The 19,444-nt window shown below is 76.2% G+C and carries 14 protein-coding genes; 6 read left to right on the top strand and 8 right to left on the bottom strand.

Translation table 11 applies throughout. From position 1 onward, the window contains the following. The first annotated feature begins 151 nt into the window (after positions 1-151). From K7862_RS23850 to K7862_RS23840, 3 genes are read left to right on the top strand one after another with little or no spacing between them, the layout of a single operon-like run. A complete protein-coding gene (locus K7862_RS23850; RefSeq protein WP_222965875.1) occupies positions 152-913 on the top strand; it encodes a LamB/YcsF family protein in 762 nt (253 codons plus the stop codon). Continuing rightward, a complete protein-coding gene (locus K7862_RS23845; protein WP_222965873.1) occupies positions 910-1,536 on the top strand; it encodes a 5-oxoprolinase subunit B family protein in 627 nt (208 codons plus the stop codon). The genes K7862_RS23850 and K7862_RS23845 overlap by 4 nt, the downstream gene beginning before the upstream one ends. Beyond that, complete coding sequence (locus tag K7862_RS23840) at positions 1,533-2,420, top strand: 5-oxoprolinase subunit C family protein (RefSeq protein ID WP_308012148.1); 888 nt, start codon at positions 1,533-1,535, stop codon at positions 2,418-2,420. Before K7862_RS23845 ends, K7862_RS23840 begins: the two co-directional genes overlap by 4 nt. Here K7862_RS23840 and K7862_RS23835 read toward each other — a convergent pair. The 4 genes from K7862_RS23835 to K7862_RS23820 form a co-directional block, all read right to left on the bottom strand. Continuing rightward, positions 2,312-3,274, bottom strand: a complete 963-nt coding sequence (locus tag K7862_RS23835) for an SGNH/GDSL hydrolase family protein (protein ID WP_222965871.1) — start codon at positions 3,272-3,274, stop codon at positions 2,312-2,314. The genes K7862_RS23840 and K7862_RS23835 overlap by 109 nt on opposite strands. Before the next feature lie 678 nt (positions 3,275-3,952). Continuing rightward, positions 3,953-5,140, bottom strand: a complete 1,188-nt coding sequence (locus K7862_RS23830; RefSeq protein ID WP_222965869.1) for a glycosyltransferase — start codon at positions 5,138-5,140, stop codon at positions 3,953-3,955. Beyond that, the gene (locus K7862_RS23825; protein ID WP_222965867.1) at positions 5,137-6,258 is read right to left on the bottom strand and encodes a glycosyltransferase family 4 protein; all 1,122 of its coding nucleotides are present in this window, start codon (positions 6,256-6,258) and stop codon (positions 5,137-5,139) included. Before K7862_RS23825 ends, K7862_RS23830 begins: the two co-directional genes overlap by 4 nt. 111 nt (positions 6,259-6,369) lie before the next feature. Beyond that, positions 6,370-7,839 (bottom strand): HEAT repeat domain-containing protein, encoded by a 1,470-nt coding sequence (locus K7862_RS23820; protein WP_222965865.1) that lies wholly within the window; start codon positions 7,837-7,839, stop codon positions 6,370-6,372. A 464-nt stretch (positions 7,840-8,303) separates the two neighbouring features. Here K7862_RS23820 and K7862_RS23815 point away from each other — a divergent pair, with 464 nt between their 5' ends. Next, entirely contained in the window at positions 8,304-9,752 is a 1,449-nt protein-coding gene (locus K7862_RS23815; RefSeq protein WP_222965863.1) for a PP2C family protein-serine/threonine phosphatase, read from the top strand. Positions 9,753-9,927: 175 nt separating this feature from the next. Here K7862_RS23815 and K7862_RS23810 read toward each other — a convergent pair whose 3' ends face one another. Continuing rightward, a complete protein-coding gene (locus K7862_RS23810; RefSeq protein WP_222965861.1) occupies positions 9,928-11,433 on the bottom strand; it encodes a DNA-binding protein NsdB in 1,506 nt (501 codons plus the stop codon). A 229-nt stretch (positions 11,434-11,662) separates the two neighbouring features. Here K7862_RS23810 and K7862_RS23805 point away from each other — a divergent pair, with 229 nt between their 5' ends. Together K7862_RS23805 and K7862_RS23800 are read left to right on the top strand one after the other, a co-directional pair. Beyond that, on the top strand, positions 11,663-12,754 hold the full coding sequence (locus K7862_RS23805) for an aminoglycoside phosphotransferase family protein (RefSeq protein WP_222965859.1): 1,092 nt from the start codon (positions 11,663-11,665) through the stop codon (positions 12,752-12,754). A gap of 289 nt (positions 12,755-13,043) precedes the next feature. Next, positions 13,044-15,050, top strand: coding sequence for an N-acetylmuramoyl-L-alanine amidase (locus tag K7862_RS23800; protein ID WP_222965857.1), 2,007 nt, complete (start codon positions 13,044-13,046; stop codon positions 15,048-15,050). A 114-nt stretch (positions 15,051-15,164) separates the two neighbouring features. Here K7862_RS23800 and K7862_RS23795 read toward each other — a convergent pair whose 3' ends face one another. The 3 genes from K7862_RS23795 to K7862_RS23785 all read right to left on the bottom strand — a co-directional run bounded on the left by K7862_RS23795 (position 15,165) and on the right by K7862_RS23785 (position 19,432). Further along, the gene (locus K7862_RS23795) at positions 15,165-15,665 is read right to left on the bottom strand and encodes a hypothetical protein (RefSeq protein WP_222965855.1); all 501 of its coding nucleotides are present in this window, start codon (positions 15,663-15,665) and stop codon (positions 15,165-15,167) included. A 200-nt stretch (positions 15,666-15,865) separates the two neighbouring features. Next, positions 15,866-18,571 (bottom strand): ATP-binding protein, encoded by a 2,706-nt coding sequence (locus K7862_RS23790; protein ID WP_222965853.1) that lies wholly within the window; start codon positions 18,569-18,571, stop codon positions 15,866-15,868. Positions 18,572-18,835: 264 nt separating this feature from the next. Further along, positions 18,836-19,432 (bottom strand): CGNR zinc finger domain-containing protein, encoded by a 597-nt coding sequence (locus tag K7862_RS23785; RefSeq protein WP_222965851.1) that lies wholly within the window; start codon positions 19,430-19,432, stop codon positions 18,836-18,838. Positions 19,433-19,444: the final 12 nt, after the last annotated feature.

The following is a 19,444-nucleotide window of genomic DNA, read 5'->3' as shown; positions in this document are numbered from 1 at the left end:
GGCGCGCGGCGCGCGGGTGCCATCATCGGGCGACGGCGCCACGCGGCCCCTGGTCCGGCGATCCGGCGGATCGCCGGGGACCGCGGGCCGCGCCGGGCTCCGGCACCACGGCTTTCCGGCGATTTCCAGCGACGACACCGGGCGGATCATCATGGCGGACACGGTCATCGATCTCAACGCCGATCTCGGCGAGGGCTTCGGGCGCTGGCGCTTGACGGACGACGAGGCGCTGCTGACGGTGGTCACCAGCGCCAACGTGGCGTGCGGGTTCCACGCGGGCGACCCGGCGACGATGCGCCGGGTGTGCGAGCTGGCGGCCGCGCGCGGCGTGCGGATCGGCGCGCAGGTCTCGTACCGGGACCTCGCCGGTTTCGGGCGGCGCTCGATGGACGTCCCGCCGGACGAGCTGGCGGCCGAGGTCGCCTACCAGATCGGCGCGTTGGAGGTCTTCGCCGGCGCGGCCGGCTCGCGGGTGGCGTACGTGAAACCGCACGGCGCCCTCTACAACCGGGTGGTGCACGACGAGGCGCAGGCCGCGGCGGTGGTGGCGGGCGTCCGGCTGGCCGGCGGGCTGCCCGTGCTGGGCCTGCCCGGGTCGCGGCTGCTGGCCGCCGCGGCGGAGGCCGGACTGCCGCGGGTGGCCGAGGCGTTCGCGGACCGCGCCTATACCGCCGCGGGGACGCTCGTGCCGCGCTCGCGGCCGGGCGCGGTGGTCGAGGACGAGGGCGCGGTCGTGGCGCGGGCCGTGGCGATGGCGCGGGACGGCCGGGTGACGGCGCTGACCGGCGAGCCGGTGGAGGTGCGGGCCCGTTCGCTGTGCGTCCACGGCGACACCCCGGGCGCCGCCCTGCTGGCGGCGGGTGTGCGGCGGGCGCTGGACGAGGCCGGGGTGCGGGTGGAGGCCTTCGGATGAGCCCCGCGATACGGGTGCTGCCGGCCGGGCTGTCGTCGGTCCTGGTCGAGGTGGCGGACGCCGATCAGGCGGTGGCCCTGCACGCCGAGCTGGTACGGCGGCGGGCGGCGGGAGAGCTGCCCGGCGTCACCGAGATCGTGCCCGCCGCCCGCACGGTGCTGGTCTCGGGCGTGGCCGACCCGCGGTCCTTCGCGGCGGCTGTCGACCGGTGGGAGGTGCCGGCGGTGCCCGGGCGGCCGGGTGCGGCGGTGGAGCTCCCGGTGCGCTTCGACGGACCGGACCTGGCGGACGTGGCGGCCCTGTGGCGGACCACCGACAGTGAGGTCGTCCGGATCGTGACGACCACCCCGATGCAGGTGGCTTTCTGCGGATTCGCCCCGGGGTTCGGGTACTTGACCGGGCTGCCGCCGGAGCTGCGGGTACCGCGCCGGGCGACGCCGCGCACCGGCGTCCCGGCGGGTTCGGTCGGACTGGCCGGCCCCTACGCCGGGGTGTACCCGCGCGCCTCCCCGGGCGGCTGGCAGATCCTGGGCACCACGGACGCACCGCTGTGGGACGCCGGACGGGACCCGGCGGCCCTGCTGGCCCCGGGCACGGCGGTGCGCTTCGTGGCGGTCCGGTGAGCGCCGCCCGGCCCGCGGAGCTGCGGGTGGTGCGCGCCGGCCCGCTGACGACCGTCCAGGACCTGGGCCGTCCCGGGCACGCCCATCTCGGTGTGCCGCGCTCGGGCGCGCTGGACCCGCCCGCGTTCCTGCTGGCGAACCGCCTGGTGGGCAACGCGGCGGGGGCGGCGGCACTGGAGACCACGGTGGGCGGCTGCGCCCTGCGGGCCGGGCGGCCGGTGGTCGTCGCGGTGACCGGGGCGCCCTGCCCGGTGCGGGTCGACGGGCGGCCCGCCGCCTGGGGCGCCCCGGTACGGGTGCCCGCGGGCGCGCTGCTGGACGTGGGGGCGGCGACGCTCGGCCTGCGCTCGTACGTGGCCGTGGCCGGCGGCGTCGCGGTGGACCCCGTCCTCGGCAGCCGGTCCACCGACCTGCTGTCCGGGCTCGGCCCGCGGCCGCTGGCCGACGGAGACGCGCTGCCGGTCGGGCCGGCGCAGAACGGCAGCCGTGCGGCCGATCCCCAGCCGTACCCGGCGCCCGGCGGCGAACTGGTGCTGCCGGTGGTGCCGGGGCCGCGCGACGACTGGTTCACGCCGGACGCCCCGCACACGCTGGCCACCGGGGACTGGCGCGTCTCCCCCGCCTCCAACCGCATCGGCCTGCGCACCCTGGGGCCCGCGCTCACCCGGGCCCGCACGGACGAACTGCCCAGCGAGGGCATGGTGCTGGGTGCGATCCAGGTGCCGCCGGACGGCCGTCCGGTGGTCTTCCTCGCCGACCACCCGACGACCGGCGGCTACCCGGTGATCGGTGTCGTGCCGGAGACCTCGCTGCCCGCGGCGGCCCAGTCGCCGCCCGGCACCCGGATCCGTTTCGTGCCGGTGCGGGCGCCGGTCCTGGGGTAGTCCGGCACGGCCGGGGCCAGGCCCAGGGACGCCAGGGCGCGGGCGGTGGCCCGGTCGGACGCGGCGTCGAGCTCGGCGCCGCCGCCCCGCGCCTGGCAGCGGTACTCCGCGGCGGCCAGGCGCAGCAGGTCCGGCAGCAGGTCGGTGCAGCGCTCCGCGACCCAGCGGGTGCCGCGGGTCGCCATCCACCACACCGACGAGGCCCGCCCGGGCGCCGGACCGTCCGTCGCGAGGGCGGGGCCCGGGCCGTGGGCCAGCCCGGCGGCGGCGAGCACGGCGTGGAAGTCCCGTGCCAGCAGCCGGTGTCCGGCCTCACTGGGGTGCAGCCGGTCGGCGCTGAGGCTGCCGGGGCTGGTGGACCAGGGGCGTTCGGCGACGTGCACATGGAGCGTACCGTGATGGTCGGAGAGGGCGTGCACGGTGTCGTTGAGGGCGCGCATCCGGCGGCCCAACGGCCGTGCCAGCGGCCACGGCAGGCCGAGCACGGTGCCGGGGTCGGGCAGGCAGGCGGTCAGCACCTCGGCACCCGCGGCCCGCAACGCGCCGACGGTGGCGTGCAGTTCGGCCGCGACGCGACCGATGGCGAACCCGCCGCGCAGGGTGTCGTTGCCGCCGACCACCACCGACGCCAGGTGCGGGCGGTGCCGCAGCGCGGCGGCGAGCTGGGGGCCGGCGACGTCCGCCGAACGCGCCCCGCTGCGGGCGGAGTTCAGCAGCACCACGTCGTCGCCGAGGGCCTCGGCGAGGATGCCGGCCCAGCCCCGCCAGCCGCCGCCCGGCAGCGGGTCGCCGAGCCCCTCGCTGAGGGAGTCGCCCAGCACCGCGAACCGCAGCCCGTCAGCCGCCCTGTTCACGCCCCGCCCCCACCAGGTCCCGCCCCGGGTACGCCAGTTCGCCGCGGGCCCCGGAATCGCGGACGTCGTCCCCGGGCCGGGTCGGCGGTGCGGGGTCGCCCCCAGGCGTGGCCCGGGTCCCCGGGGCCGGACCGGTCCCGGGCACCTTCCCGTTCCCGGTGCCGAGTGCGGCAACCGGCCCGAGCCAAGTCCCGGACCTGGGCGCGGCCCCGGTCCCGATTGCGGCAACCGACCTGGGCCAAGCCCCGATCCCGGGTGCCGCCGTGGTTCCGCGCACTGCCCGCGTCCTGAGCCCCGCCCTGGCCCCGGGAGCGGGCCTCGTCCCAGGGGCGCCCCGGGTCCCGAACGGCAATGCGGCCCCCGGCGCAGACCCGGTTCCAGGTGCGGGGTCGCCCCCAGGCGTGGCCCGGGTCCCCGGGGCCGGACCGGTCCCGGGCACCTTCCCGTTCCCGGTGCCGAGTGCGGCAACCGGCCCGAGCCAAGTCCCGGCCCTGGGCGCCGCCCCGGTCCCGGGCAGGGACCTCACCTCGGGCCCGGCCCGGGTCGCGGACACCGCCCCGGCGCCGGGCGCGGCCCCCGCATCGGGCTCCTCCCCGGCAGGGGCGATCCGCCGGCCGCCACCGGGCTCGGCCCGGCGTGCCCCCGCGGCAGCCCTGCGGCCGCCGCCGCGAACCCCGCTCATCGCGCCCGCTCCGCGGGTCTCGCGGCCGGCAGCGGGGCCGCGTCGTGGGCGGCGAGGAACGCGTCGACGGCGGCCGGCCAGGTGAACCGCTCGGCGCGGGCCCGGGCGCGGGCCCGCCGCACCTCCTCGGGCACGTCGGCGAGCCGCCGCACGGCCGCGGCGTACTCCTCGGTGGTGCGGGCGGCGGCGCCGGCCGGTCCGACGATGTCCGGGAGCGCCGACCGGGAGCTGACCACCACCGGAGTGCCGCAGGCCATCGCCTCCAGCGCGGCGAGCCCGAAGGTCTCCACGGGGCCCGGGGCCAGGGCGACGTCCGCGGAGGCCAGCACCCCGGCCAGCTCGGTGCGGGTCGCGACGTGGCCGAGGAAGGTCACCGGCAGCCGGGCGGCGCGCGCCTGACCGGTCAGCCTCGTGCGCAGCGGCCCCTCACCGGCCACCACCAGCACCGCGTCGACCCCCGAGCCGCGCAGATGGGCGAGCACCTCCAGCGCGGTCTCCGGTTTCTTCTCCGGTGAGAGCCGCGAGCACATCACGAGCAGCACCTGGCCGTCGCGGGCGTACCGGGCGCGGACCCGCGGGTCGCGGCTGCCGGGCCGCCAGCCGTCGAGGTCGACGCCCAGCGGTGCCCGCACCACGTTGCGGGCGCCGATGCGCCGGAACTCCTCGGCGGCCCAGGCGGTGGTGCACAGCACCTTGGTGTAGGCGTGCGCGGTGCGGCGGTTGAGGGCGTCCGCGGCCCGGCGGGCGGCGGCCGGGGGCAGGCCCCAGGTGCCGAGGACGCCGTCGGCGCTCTCGTGGGAGACCATGACGGCCGGCACCCGGTGGCGGCGGGCCCACTCCCCCGTCCAGCGCAGGGTGGTGCGGTCGGAGACCTCGAGACGGTCGGGGGCGAGGGACTCCAGCAGGGCCGCGACGGGCGCGCGGCGGGCGAGCAGCCGGTAGCCGCCGGTGCCGGGGATCTCGGGGCCCGGCAGGGTGACGACGCGTCCCTGCGGGGTGAGTTCGTCGGCGGCCCGCGGCCCCGGGACGACGAGCACCGGCTCGTGTCCCGCGGCCGCGTACCCCTCGCCGAGGTGGCGCAGGGCGGTGCGCAGGCCACCGGAGACGGGGGTGACGAAGTTGGCCACGCGCACGATGCGCAGGCCCTGCCCGGGCGTGCGGGGGCGGAGTTCGGTGCCGTTCATGCCACGGCCGCCGCGCGCTCGCCGAGGACCGCGGAGTAGTGGTCGAGGAGCTGGTCGCCGACGGACTCCCAGGTACGGTCGGCCACCGCGGCGCGCGCCGCGGTGGCGTAGCGCACCCGCAGCCGGGGATCGTGGTGCAGCAGCCGGACCGCGTCGCGCAGGGCGGTTCCGTCGAGCGGGGGCACCAGCAGTCCGGTGCGGCCGTGGTCGACGAGGTCGAGCGGGCCGCCGGCCGCCGGGGCGACGACGGGCACTCCGCTGGCCATGGCCTCCTGCACCGTCTGGCAGAAGGTCTCGAAGGGGCCGGTGTGGCAGAACACGTCCAGCGACGCGTAGACGCGCGCGAGATCGTCCCCGGTGCGGCGGCCGAGGAAGACCGCGCCGGGCAGGGCGGCCCGCAGTCCGGGGGCGCTCGGGCCGTCGCCGACGACGACCACCCGCACCCCGGGCAGCGCGCAGGTCGCGGCGAGGGTCTCGACGTGCTTCTCGGCGGCCAGCCGGCCGACGTAGCCGACGATGAGCTCGCCGCGCGGCGCGAGTTCGCGGCGCAGCGCCTGGTCGCGGTGCGCGGGGTGGAAGCGCACGGAGTCGACGCCGCGCGGCCACAGGAAGACCCGGGGCACGCCCTGGCCGGTGAGGGCGGTGACGGAGGCGCTGGAGGGCGCGAGGGTGCGGGCGGCTGCCGCGTGCACGCCGCGGATGCGCCGCCAGGCGGCGGCCTCCCCGGCGTTGAGGTAGGTGCGGGCGTAGCCGGCCAGGTCGGTCTGGTAGACGGCGACGGCGGGGATCCGCAGCCGCGTGGCGGCGGCCAGGCCGCGCACCCCGAGCACGAACGGGCTTGCCAGGTGGACCAGTTCGGTGCGGTGGGCGGCGATCGCGGCTGCGGTGCGGCGGCCGGGGAGCGCGACCCGCACCTGCGGATAGCCCGGCAGCGGGAGGGACGGGACCCGGACGACCGGGCAGGGGTCCTGCGCGGGGTCGGTGTCGTGCGGGCCGGCGGGGGCGACGACGAGCGGTTCGTGCCCCCGCCGGACGAGGTGCTCGGCCGTGCGCAGGGCGCAGTGGGCCACTCCGTTGACGTCCGGGGGGAAGGACTCCGTGACGATGGCGACTCTCATACGGTGGTTGTCGCCGGACCGGGAGTTGACAGGGCCACGTGGATCTTTCCCGAAGGGGAACGGCCCGTGAGCGTTAGAACTCCCGGTTCGCCCCGGGGCTCGCGTCGCGGCTCACCTGGCGGAACCGCCGGAACTCAGGCGGCCGCGGACGGCGGTCTGCACCTCGGCCTCCTCGGCGGGGTCGGCGGCCAGGCGGCGCAGTTGCGTCAGCACCCGGACGTCGCCCGACGCGGCGCGGTGCGCGGCGAGTTCGCGGGTGGCCTCCTCGCAGTCCCACAGGCACTCGACGGCGAAGCCCGCGGCGAAACCGGGGTCGGCCGCGGCCAGTGCCTGGGCGGTGAGGCCGCGCAACTGGGACGAGGACGTCTCGCGGTAGACGTGCCGCAGTACGGGCGCGGCGCGGCAGGCGGTCAGCCGGCCTTCGGCGCCGTCCTCGCCGGCGGCGCCCTCGGCGAGCCGGCCGACGCCCTCCACGAGGGCGTCGAGCCCCTCGGCGTCGGCGCCGCCGGTCTGCACGGTGCGGCGCAGGGCGGCCAGCACCAGGTCGGCGTCCTGGGGGCCGCCGTGCCGGGCGAGGGTGCGGGCGGCGGCCGCGCCGAGGGCGTCGGCGCGCAGCACCCAGGAGCGGGCGCGGGCGAGCGCCGCCTCGTCACGCAGCCGCTCGAAGGACTCCAGGGCGGCGCGGGCCACCCGTTCGTCGGGGTCCCCGGCGGCGGCCTCGATGAGGTCGAGCCGGTCGGGGTCGCGGCGGTCGGTGAGGTGGCGCAGCGCGGCGGCCCGGGCGGCGGACGGGCCGCGCCGGGCGGCGTCCACGAGTGCGGGGCGGTCCTCGGGTCCGGCGACGGCGGCCAGGCAGCGGGCGGCGGGCTGGTCGCGTTCGACGGCGGGATAGGCGGCCAGGCCGTCCTGCGCCCATTCCAGTACCGCGGCGACGCTCCAGCCGGGCGTGGGTCCCGCGGGCCGCATCTGGCGCTGCCAGCGGTCGAAGGACACCTGTTCCGCGGCCTTGCGGACGCGTTCGGCGGTCTCGGGGTGCGCGGTGTCCTCGGCCCAGAGCTGCCAGGGACGGGGTTCGTAGGCCTCGCGGACGGCGCGGGCCAGGTCCGCGTCGCCCTCGGTGCTCAGCGGGAAGCGGCCGACCACGGCGGGGCCCAGGGCGCGCAGCCCGGCCTCGTCGTCGCGGAGGGCCAGTTCGTCCAGGGCCCACTCCCAGCAGCCGCCGGTCGCGGCGTAGCGGCGCAGCAGCCGCAGCGCGTCGCGGCGGCCGTAGCCCGCCAGGTGCCCCAGGACGGACAGGGCCAGGCCGCAGCGGTGCTCGTCCGGGGCGATCAGGTCGTCGGGGTGGAAGAGGTGGTGTTCGATCCCGTCGAGCGGCCCTTCGAGGTCCGAGTACAGGCGCGCGTAGTACAAGGAGCGCGACTCGACCCGCCAGTCGAGCCGGGGGTCGCGCAGCACGCACTGCTCCAGGGCGGCGAGGGCCTCTGCCCGCTCGGCCGCCAGGGCATGCAGGGGCCCGTCCCCGCGTCCTCGCTGGAGGAGGCCGAGAAGGGTGCCGCTGGGCGCTATGTCTGGGTCGAACATGAGGTCAGCATCCGGTGCGGGGGATTCCATGGCAACGGGATTTCCGCTGCCGGTGCCCGGCATCCTTACCGGCCACCGGGCGGTCCATGCCTGGCTGGAGCGGGGGATTCCGTGGGGACGGGCGGCCGAAGCCTACCGATTCGGGCGCTCGATGTCGCTCCCGTCCGGTTGGCGGAAGCCCACAACCAGGGGCGGGGCGGGGTGCGCGGGCCGCCGGGAGCGACGGCCCGCCGGGGGTGGCGGCGGGTGGCACATGCCGGGACACCCGGTGACGTACAGGTGTCCGAAGGTCCACACGGACGGAGCGGGCAGCGGGCATATGCCGAAAGCACCACCGGATCGGGTATCGCAGAAACCCTTACGGCCCATCGCTCACTGTGCAACAGTCGTTACCGGTCCATTGCGTCCACGAAGCCGCTCGCGGACGCTTCTGCGCCTGCCAGCAGACACGTTCGGAGTGCGTCATGCCGTCCCCTACGCACGCGGATCACACCGCAGCTCAGCCGCCGGATCCCGGCGCCGTGGACGCGCTGATCTCCCAGGCGCGCCAGCTCAGGACGCGCGTCGACGCGGTCCTGCGGGACGGCGGCGCGCCCGCCGAGGACCCGCAGCAGCGCTGGCAGCGCGCGCTGTGCGACCTCGCCGTGCACCAGCTCGACGACCTCGACAGCCACCTCGGGCAGCTCAAGGACGGCTTCGAGCTGGACGGCCGGGCCGACGACCTGCTCCTCGACATCCCGGCGCAGAGCCGCGTGCCGGACGCCGCCACGATCGGCCGGCTGGGCCGGGCGGGCAGCGCCGAGTGGGATCTGCTCACCGACGACGTGCAGTGGTCGGACGAGCTCTACCGGATCTTCGGCCGCTCCCCCGAGGACGGCCCGCTGACCCTGGACGAGCTGCCGTCGTGGCTGTTCTCCGAGGACCAGCAGTTGCTGACCGAGATGGTGACCGGCTGCCTGGTCGACGGCCGGTCGATCGACGGGGAGTTCCGCATCGTGCGGGCCGACGGTTCGGTGCGCACGGTGCACATGGTGGGCGAGCCGGTGCTCGGCGCCGACGGAGGCGCCGTCTCCATGTGGGCGGTGGTCCGTGACGTCAGCGATCTGCGCCGCAGCCAGCGGACGCTGCGGGAGACCCGTGACTCCCTGGAGCGCCAGCGGCAGATCGCCCAGACCGAGCGCCGGCTGGCGGTCGAGCTGCAGGAGGCCGTGCTGCCCCCGTGGCGCGGCACCCTGCAGTTCCCGCAGGACGGTGGGCCCGTGACCATGGACCTGGCGGCACACTACCTGCCGTCCGCGACCAGCGGCCTGATCGGCGGCGACTGGTACGACGCGATGCAGCTGCCGGACGGCGCGACCTTACTGACGGTCGGCGACCTCACCGGGCACGGGGTCGCCGCCACCTCCGGCATGGCGATGCTGCTGGGCGCGCTGCGCGGTATGGCCGTCGCCGGTCTGCAGCCCGGCCCGCTGATGGGCTGGCTCAACGAACTGCTGGACACCTCCCCGCAGCCCGCCCTGGGCAGCGCGCTGTGCTGCCGCTACGACCCGCGCAGCCGGGTGCTCAACTGGTCGCAGGCCGGGCACCCCTCCCCGCTGCTGTTCCGCGGCGGGACGGGGCGCCGGCTGGCGCCGCCGGAGGGCGTGCTGCTCGGCGCCACCACCGGCGCGTCCTACGCCCAGGCGAGCGAGCAACTGGCGGCCGGCGACCTGCTGGTCCTACACACCGACGGCCTGGTGCCGCGGCGCCCTCCGGGCCCCGGCGACGACGACGACGTCCACCGCCTGCTCGCCATGGCGCCGCAGTTCGCCGGGGCCCGGTCCGCGCAGGACTGCATGCGCATGGTGGCCGAGGAGTTCGGCGTACCGGAGCGCGAGGATGACGCCTGCGTACTGGTCGCCCGGATCAGCTGACCGGCGCGGGCGGCCGTCGGCCCGATCCCCGGGGCGGCCGCCGGCACCTTCCGGTCGTGTCCGGGCGACGGCGGGCGGGCGGTGGGGGGAAGCCCGGCCGGTCACCGGTGGTGAGCGGCCGGCGAGGCGAGGTGTCCGGCCCGTTCGGCGTCAGGCCGGCCCGCTCGCGGGCCCCTCACACCGGGATCCGGCCCTCGCCCCCACCGCTCCCCGCCCGGCCCTTGCCCCGCTTCGTCGGCAGCGCGGTCTCGATCTCCTGGCGCAGGTCCTGAATACCCGGGTGGTCGGCGTACCGGGCGGTGAGACGGTACATCTCGCGCAGCCGGTCCCAGGTGCGGTGCGAGGAGGTCTGACCGATCGTCAGCAGCGCCAACCGCGCGTAGGTGTCCGCCTGTTCGGGGTCGTCGGCGATGAAGCAGGCGGAGGCGAGCGAGAGGTAGTCGAAGATCATCGACCGCTCGTGCCCGCCGCCGCGGAGCCTGATGGCCTCCTTCGCGTGGCGCTGGGCGTGCACCGCCGCCCCCGGGTCGTGCTCGGCCAGGGTGCGGTACGCCAGGGCCTCCATGCCGTGCAGGTCGGCCGCGTCGAAGTTCTGCATCCAGCTCGGCTGCGCCACGTCGTCCCGGTCGGAGACGAAGAGCTCCTCGGCCTCGCCGAGGGTGCGCCGCATCGCCTGGCCGTGGCCCAGGGACGCCTGCGCCCACGCCTCGATGGTGTGCAGCATCGCCCGGGTGCGCGGCAGGGTGTCCTCGCCGGAGCCGGACGAGGCCAGCTTCATCAGGTCCAGCGCCTCGTCGGGCCGGCCCAGGTGCACCATCTGCCGGGCCGCCCGGGACAGCGCCTCGCCGGCCCGCGGCCGGTCGCCGCCCTCGCGCGCGGCGTGCGCGGCGATGACGAAGTACTTCTGGGCGGTGGGTTCCAGGCCCACGTCGTGGGACATCCAGCCGGCCAGCACCGCGAGGTTGGCGGCCACCCCCCACAACCGGCGCTGCAGGTGCGGCGGATGGCGGTAGGAGAGCATCCCGCCCACCTCGTTGAGCTGGCCGACGACGGCCTTGCGCTGCAGCCCTCCGCCGCGCGAGGCGTCCCAGGCGCGGAACACCTCGACGGAGCGCTCCAGCGACTCGATCTCCTGGGAGCCGACGGGGGCCGCCTCGTAGCGGTCGTAGGCGGCGGGGGCGGCGTGCAGCGGATCGTCGACCGCCGGTGCGTCGGCCGCCAGGGCGGGGTCGGTGTGGAGCCAGTCGTACATGGCTGTGCTGAGTACGGTGCCGGAGGCGAGCGCGGCGCCCGCGCCCACCAGACCGCGTCGGTTGAGCATGAGGTCCATTCCCGTGAATTCGGTGAGGACCGCGGCGGTTCGTTCCGGCGGCCACGGCAGGCCGTCTCCGGTCGGTTTTCTCCCTGTCTGCCGGCGCCGGTCGAACCCGAGATCCTCGATGGTCACGACACGGCCGAGACGCTCGGTGAACAACGCCGCCAGCACCCTCGGCACGGGCTCGCGCGGCGACTCACCGGTGTCGATCCACCGGCGCACCCGCGAGGTGTCGGTCGCCAGCTGGGGGTGGCCCATGGCCGCCGCCTGCCGGTTGACCAGCCGTGCGAGTTCGCCTTTGGACCAGCCGGTGAGGCCGAACAGGTCCGCGAGCCGGGTGTTGGCCGTGTTCGCTTCGTTGTCCACGTCAAGCCCCCAGGTTCCTCGGCACCGTTGACACTATTCCCCCCGACAATCGCCGCGCGACTATTCGCCAGGGTTCGCCAGGGTCCGCCAGATGGTCTGCCACCCGCGCGCGGGTGTCAGGTAGGAACGCGCCACCCCGCCTCCGGAACCGCATTCCCCAGGGTGCGGTCCCGGGTCGGGAGTGGCGTCCCCGAGCACGCAGGCACACGAAGGGATCTGCTTCCTCATCATGTATTCGGCATCGTCCTCCGTGTCCGCACCGCCCCGGCCCGCGTTCCCCGCCGTCGGGGAACCGGCCCTCCGGCAGCCGCCACGGCGCACCGTCACCGCCGTCCGGCGGACCGCGGCCGCCGGCTCCCATCCGCTCAGCGGGAGACTCGACTTGACCGGTCCGCAGGGGGCCCAGCTGCGCACCGCGGTCGCCGCGGTGCAGCGGATCTGCCCCGAGTTCGCCCCCGTGCAGCTGCTGCGGCGCGGCGGCAGGACCGCGCTGCTGATCGGCACCTCCGGGCGGGCCCCGGCGGTCGCCAAATGCCTGCTGGACCAGTCACCCGCTTGGGCGGAACGTTTCCGCCACGAAATAGCGGCCTACCGCACCTTCGTCCGGCACCGTCCGCCGGTCCGGGTGCCACGGCTCATCGCCGCCGACCCCGAGAGCTGCGTCCTGGTGATGGAGCGCATGCCCGGACGCGTGGTCACCCCGCAGCGCCACCCGTCGCAGGCCCCCACCCGCGGGGACGTGCGCGCGGCCCTGCAGGCGTACACGCGGATCGGCACGTGGCGGCCGCCGGCCGGCGCCTTCGACGCGCCGATCGACTATCCGTCGCGCATCAACCGCTACCACGAGCTCGGCCTGCTGACCGACCGGGACATGGGCGACCTGCAGAAGCTGCTGCACGGACTGGCCCATGTGCAGGGGCAGTTCTGCCACGGCGACGCGCTGCTGTCCAACGTGCTGCTGTCGCCGGCGGGTCCCTCGCTGGTGGACTGGGAGCACGCGGGCTGGTACCTGCCCGGGTACGACCTGGCGGTCCTGTGGTCGGTGCTCGGCGACGACCCGTCCGCGCGGCGGCAGATCAGCCAGCAGGCGCAGGCGGCCGGGCCGACCGCCCGGGACGCCTTCCTGGTCAACCTGATGCTGGTGCTCACCCGGGAGATCCGCACCTACGAGACGGCCGTGCAGCGCACCATGCGCGCGACCGGGCCCGTCGTCCCGGGCGCCGCCGAGGCGGGCGAGGAACAGCGCCTGCTGCTCCGCCGGCTGCACGACGACTGCGGGCTCGCCCGCAGGGCCGTCCGCGCCGCCGTCGGCACCCGCTGATCGGCCGCCGCCTCCGCACCGGCCCAGGCCGGCCCCGGGGTTCGCCGCGCGCGCCCCGGGCCGGGAGGGAATTCGGGAAGGCCGGCGCGGGGCGCGCCGCGCTCCCCAGTGGTCCATACCGGTGACGCGCGGCAGGTCGGCGCGGCCGCGGGCGGAAAGTTGCCGCGAGCACGGCGCTGACGTGCGAAGACAGCGTCATGTATGGCTGCCTGACAAGTGGTTGACGGATCATTCGCGAGCCGATACCTGTGGGGTGCCGATCGACCGGTACCCCCTGGAGGAGGCTGCTGTGCAAGGATCCGCTCCCCCGAACGACAGACGCCGCGGGCGACGCCTGCCGCGGACCGTGACCGCCGTCGCGGCGACCGCCGCCCTGCTGCCCGTGTTCGGGACCGCGCACGCGGCCGAACCGGCGCAGGAGGCCGCCGGCTCGCTGCAGCAGGCGTTCACCTCCGCCGCGCAGCAGTACCACGTGCCGCAGAGCGTTCTGCTCGGCGTCTCCTACATGGAGTCGCGGTGGGACAGCCACCAGGGCATGCCGAGCGTGACCGGCGGCTACGGGCCGATGCACCTGACCGACGCGCGCACCGCGCTGGCGCAGTTCCCGCAGCAGGCACTGGGTGACGGCGGCGACGACGGACGCGGCGACGGCTCCCGTCCGCTGATCACCAGGGCGACCGCGGAGGCCCCGGACGTCGCCGCGCTGCCGGCCGGCCTGACGACCCTGGACCGGGCCGCCACGCTGACCGGTCTGAGCGCCGCGGGCCTGCGCGACGACGCGGCCGACAACGTCGCGGGCGGCGCCGCGCTCCTCGCCGACACGCAGAAGGCGCTCGGCGAGCCGCTCAGCTCGGACCCGGCGGACTGGTACGCGGCCGTCGCCCGCTACTCGGGGGCGACCGACGAGCAGACCGCCGCCTCGTTCGCCGACGACGTCTTCGACGTGATGAAGCAGGGCCAGACCCGCACCACCGACAGCGGCGAGCACGTCGCGCTGGCCGCCGACCCGTCGCTGGTCCCGGCCTCCGGGCAGACCGCGCGGATGGGCCTGCCGAAGGCCAACGACGCCGGGACCGAGTGCCCGCCCGGGCTCGGCTGCGAGTGGGTGCCGGCGCCGTACCAGTCCACCGGCGCCGATCCCGGTGACTACGGCAACTACGACAAGGCCGACCGGCCGAACAGCCAGAAGATCGACACGATCGTCATCCACGACACCGAGGGCTACTGGGACACGGCGATGCAGCTGGTCCAGGACCCGACGTACCTGGCCTGGCACTACACCATCCGGTCCTCCGACGGCCACGTCGCGCAGCACGTGCTCACCAAGGACGTCGGCTGGCACGCGGGCAACTGGTACACCAACGCCAAGTCCGTCGGCATCGAGCACGAGGGCTTCCTGGTGGACCCGGGCACCTGGTACACCGAGGCGATGTACCGGTCCTCGGCGCGGCTGGTCCGGTACCTGGCGGCGAAGTACGACATCCCGCTGAACCGCCAGCACATCCTCGGCCACGACAACGTCCCCGGGCCGACCGCGTCCTACATCTCGGGCATGCACACCGACCCCGGGCCGTACTGGGACTGGGCGCACTACATGGACCTGCTCGGGGCGCCGCTCCACCCGACGGCCGGCCCGCGCGGCGGCATCGTGACGATCGACCCGGACTTCGCGAGCAACCAGCCGGTGTACACCGGCTGCGTGAAGGCCGGCGACACCTGCCCGGCCTACGGCTCCGAGGCGGTGCGGCTCTACACGGCGCCCAGCACGGACGCGCCGCTGGTCAAGGACATCGGCCTGCACGGCGCGACCGGCGCGAGCACGACCGGCGTGAACGACGTGGGCGCCCGCGCCTCGACCGGCCAGCAGTACGCGGTGGCGGACCGGCAGGGCGACTGGACCGCCATCTGGTACCTCGGCCAGGAGGCGTGGTTCTTCAACCCGAAGAGCAACCCGACGGCCGTGAACTCGGTGGGTCTGGTGATCACGCCGAAGGCGGGCCTGTCCTCGATCCCGGTGTACGGCCGCGCCTACCCCGAGGCCGCCGCCTACCCGTCCGACGTCCCGGTGCAGGGCATCTACGCCATGCCGTACACGATCGCCGCGGGCCAGCGGTACGTGGTCGGCAACGTGGTGCCCGGTGAGTACTACTACGCGGTCACCTACGACACGGCGCAGAACCACAAGGTGGTCCGGGGCAAGCAGCTCTACTACGAGATCCAGCTCGGCCACCGCGTCGAGTACGTCAAGGCCGACGACGTGACGCTGCTCCCGTCGCCGGTGGGGGCGCCGCACTGACGTCCCGCTGACCCGCACGACGACAGGGGCGCCACCGGAGGAATCCGGTGGCGCCCCTTCGTGCTTCGCTCCCGGGCGTCCGCCCGCCGCTCGCGCGGGACCCGGGGACCGCGGTCAGCCCGCCTGGAACATCTCCGCGGGCAGCGGCTTCAGCAGCTGGTAGAGGTCGTCGGTGATCGGCCGGTCCCAGGTCGCGATGGTGACCTGAACGCCGTCGCTGCGCTCGAACTGCGCGCAGGCGACCCGCGACTCGGAGATCTTGATCCGCCGGACGATCAGCAGGTTGTCGCCCTGCATGACCGGGGTGTCCTCGGCCTGGACCACCTCGGCGGGCTCGTCGTTGCCGAGCGCGGCCAGGAGCTGGGCGACCTCGAACGGCACCTGGCCCTCCTCCAGCTCGCGGGCGGGCGAGCCCTCCGGCAGGTTGCCGATGAGCATCGCGGGACCGCGGCCGCCGAAGAGGTCGTAGCGCAGGTAGATGCCCTGGCAGCTCCCGTCCGGGCCGGGCAGCAGCCCGGCTCCGAGGTCGCCGGGCCAGTCGCCGGGGTCCATCGCGAGGACGTCGAAGTCCGGCCCGGTGGGCGTGGCTGCGCTACGGCGGCGGAGGAAGGACATGCCGCCATCGTACGGGTAGCCGCAGGCAGGCGGGAGCCGGGCGGCGGCCGCGGATCCGGACGATCGGGACGCACCGGCGCCCGCCGCGGGCCCTCGCAGGAGCCGATGGGACGACAGTGAGAGGGAACGGTGAGAACGGTGAGAGGGGACGGCGGCGCATACACAGCTGCCGTGGGACCGGGCCGGCCGCCGTCCCCGGCCTAGCGGGCGCCGCGTCCCCCCGCGGGAGCCGGGTGGGCGCCCGGCGCAGGGCGGGGCACGAGCGCCGCGATCTCGTCGCGGGCACGCTCGGCCAGCCCGTCGGCGCCGCACCGCACGGCGGCGGCCAGACCCCGTTCCAGTTCGGCGGCGGCCGCCACGGTGGAGCCGGTGCGGCGCAGCGCCGAGCCGTGTGCCACGAGCGCGCAGGCGAGCTGGTGGCCGGAGGGCGAGCCGGTGAGCCGGTCGACGGCCTCGGCGAGCAGCGTCAGGCCCTCGTCGGTGTCGCCGACCACCTCGGCGGCTACCCGCAGCGCGTGCCCGATCGCGGAGGGCGCGCCGAACTGCCGGGCGCGGGCCACCGCGTCCAGGGCGTTCTCCCGGGCCCGCTGGGGGGCGTCGTGCGCCTCGGCGAGCGCGAGGTGGAGCTGCCACGGGCACCAGCCGGGGTTGCGCATCCCGCGCGGGTCCAGGCGCCGGCCGACCGCGGCCAGTTCCGCGGCCGCCTCCTTGTGCAGTCCGCGGGCGAGCAGCAGCTCACCGTGGACGGCCTGCGCGTCGGGGAAGGTGACCGCGGCGGGGAACGGCTCGCGGAAGGCGTACTCGGCGGCCAGCGCGGTGGCCTCCTCGGTGCGGCCGCGGGCGATCAGGATCTCGATGAGCACCGCGACGGAGTACCACTGCACGGGGGTGCCGCGGCCGACCCGCTCGGCCAGCCGCAGCCCGTCGCGCGCCAGCTCCTCCGCCTCGGCGAGCCGCCCGCCGCGGTAGCGGACATAGCCGAGCAGCAGGTATCCGAAGGAGAGGTGGGCGCCGCGCCAGCCCATTCGCTCGAAGTCGGCGATGCCGGTCGCGAACAGCTCCTCGGCCCGGTCGGGCCGGTCGGAGTACAGGTAGGTCATGGCGACGAGCACCGGCACCTCGAAGCCCCGGCCCTCGTCGGCCCAGGGCAGGCCGCCCTCCAGGGCGCGTCCGGCGTGCCGCAGCACGGTGGAGGTGTGCTCGCCGCGCAGCAGGGCGTCCCAGGCGCGCAGACCGATGATGTACCGCTCGGTGAGGTCGCGGCCGGAGAGCCGGTCCGCGAGCCGGGTCAGCCGCCGGGAGCGGCTGGGCGAGTCGGGCTCGTCGGCGCGGAAGGCGTCCCACATGAACTGCTCGGACTGCATGCGCAGCCGGGTGCGGGCGTTGGTGGCGGTGCGGGCGGCGTGGGCCACGACCTCGGCGGCCTCGCTGAGCCGGTCGCTGTGGGCCAGCGACTGGGAGAGCCGGAAGTGGATGCCGTCACGCAGCTCCGGGTCGTCGATCGGCTCCTCCAGCGCGGCACGCAGGTGGTTGACCGTGGTGGACGGCTCCAGGAGCTGTGAGGAGCAGCCCAACTCGTACAGCACCGCCGCCCGTTCGCCGGGCGGCGGTGGTTCGCGCAGGGCGCGGGCGAGGTGGGTGCGGGCCGCTTCGGGTGCGCCGGCCCGCAGCATCTCCCGGGCGGCGGCCCGGAGTTGGTGGACCACCCAGGGATCGCCCTCCGGGTGGGTCTCCAGCAGGTGCCGGGCGGCGGCTCCCGGGCCGAGGCCCGCGTCGACGACCGCCCACGCCGCCTGTCCGTGCAGGGCGACCCGGACGGCGTCGGGGATGGCCCGGTAGACGGCGGTGGCGATCAGCGGGTGGACGAACTCCAGGGTGCGGCTGCCGGTGAGGATGCGGGCCTCGCGCAGCCGGTCGGCGCAGTCGGCGGCCGTCTCGGTGCCGAGCCCGGCGACGGTGGCGGCCAGTGCCGGGCGCACCTCGGTGCCGAGCACGGCGGCCGCCCAGGCCAGCCGCACGGTCGACGGGCCGAGCCGCTCCAGCCGGGTGATCAGGCCGCTGCCCTTGACGGCGGCGGCGAGGTCGCGCAGCAGGTGCACGCTCGTGCCGTCGGGGGGCAGCCCGCGGTCACGGACCTTCGCGATCAACTCGACGGCCTCGAAGGGGTTTCCGGCGGTGACCGCCCAGCACTCGCGGCAGAAGGCGTCGTCGGCGTGCGGGCCGACGACGTCCCGGGCGAGCTGCGCGACGGCCGCCTCGGTGAGCGGTGCCAGGCCGATGGGACGGTGTCCGGCGCGGCCGGGCAGGACGCGGAACGCGTCGGCGCCGGGCGGGAGTTCGTCGGGCCGGTAGGCGACCACGATGAGCAGGTCGAGTTCGTCGGCGCGCGGCGCGAAGGCCGCCAGCCAGTTGAGCGACTGCTGGTCGGCCCAGTGGGCGTCGTCCAGCACCAGGACGGTGGGTGCGAGCTGGACGGCGAGGTGGGTGAGCACCCAGTCGAGGCCGTCGCGCAGGCCCTGCGGGTCGGGCGCGGGGCCGTCGGCGGTGCACAGGCCGAGGGCGGGGCCGACGATGCCGTACCAACTGCCCAGTGTCTCGCGTACTTCGGCGTCGGTGCCGCCGGCCAGGCGGGGCTGCAGCAACTGGCGGGCGACGTGGAAGGCGACCTGCTGCTCCTGGTCGCCGCCGCGGGCGGAGAGCACCGTGCAGCCGTGGGCGGCGGCCCGGGTGCGGACCTCGCTGAGCAGACTGGTCTTGCCGACCCCGGCGGGTCCGGCGATGGCCAGGAGTCCGCCGCGGGCGGGTCCTCCGGCTCCGGTGAGTTCGGCCAGTGCGTCGTCGACGGCGGCGAGTTCGGCCTCGCGCTCCAGCAGCGCACGCCTGTTGTGCGCCTCGCGCTGTGCCATGCTGCACCCCCTGCCGTCGGCAGTGCGTGCGCCCGGCGCACGCCCTTGCCGTACGGACATCTGTCCGGTGGCCTCACAGCGTACGCCGTCGGGTGCGGGGTGTAAGGGTGAACAGCCGTGCCGGTTCGTCACTGGCAGAAGGCGGACCGGCACGGCACCGGGCCCGACCTTCCCACGCGTCCCGTCTCCCCCACCACCGCGCTCCCGCTTCCTTCCCACCATGCGCCCCGTGTGCGCCCCCTCGCCGGGCGCGACGGGCGGTTCTCAGGGCGTCCCCTGTGCCCGCCGGCGCTCGTGGTGGCGGGCGACGCGGGCCCTGTTGCCGCACGCGGGCTTGCACCACTCCTGCCGCGGGTGGTCCTGCACGAAGTACCGCACGCAGCGCGGCGCGTGGCAGGCCCGCAGCCGCGCCCGGTCGGGTCCGGCCAGGAACGTGATCGCCGCGTGGGCGAGCGCCGCCGCCAGCCGGTCCGCGGGCGTCACCGTGCCGGCCGCGGCGAACCGGGCGACGGGCTCGCCGTCTTCGGGCCAGTCGAGCCGCGGGAGGAGGGGGACGCGCGCCGCCGCCGCGTTGAGCCGGCCGAGCGCGGCCGCCGGGTCGGGCAGCTTCGCGGCGTCCGCGGAGCTGGGCGGGCCGGGCAGCACCGCCCGGGCGAAGAGCGCGCGGACGGCCGTGCGCACCTCGACGACGGCGGCCAGGGCCGCGGCGTCCGCGGTGTACCCGGCGGGCACCAGGTCCGCGGCATGCCCCTGCACCCAGCGGGTCAGACCGGCCGGTTCCGCCAGGTCGTCGGCGACCCCGCCGTGCCCGTCGTGCCGGATGGTGACCGCCAGGTCCAGCGCCAACTGATCAACTCGCATGGGCTAATGGTA

This window comes from Actinacidiphila acidipaludis (assembly GCF_019890725.1).
Taxonomy (GTDB): Bacteria; Actinomycetota; Actinomycetes; order Streptomycetales; family Streptomycetaceae; genus Actinacidiphila; species Actinacidiphila acidipaludis.
Note: the sequence above shows the minus strand (reverse complement) of the source record. Positions and strands in the feature narration are given on the sequence as shown.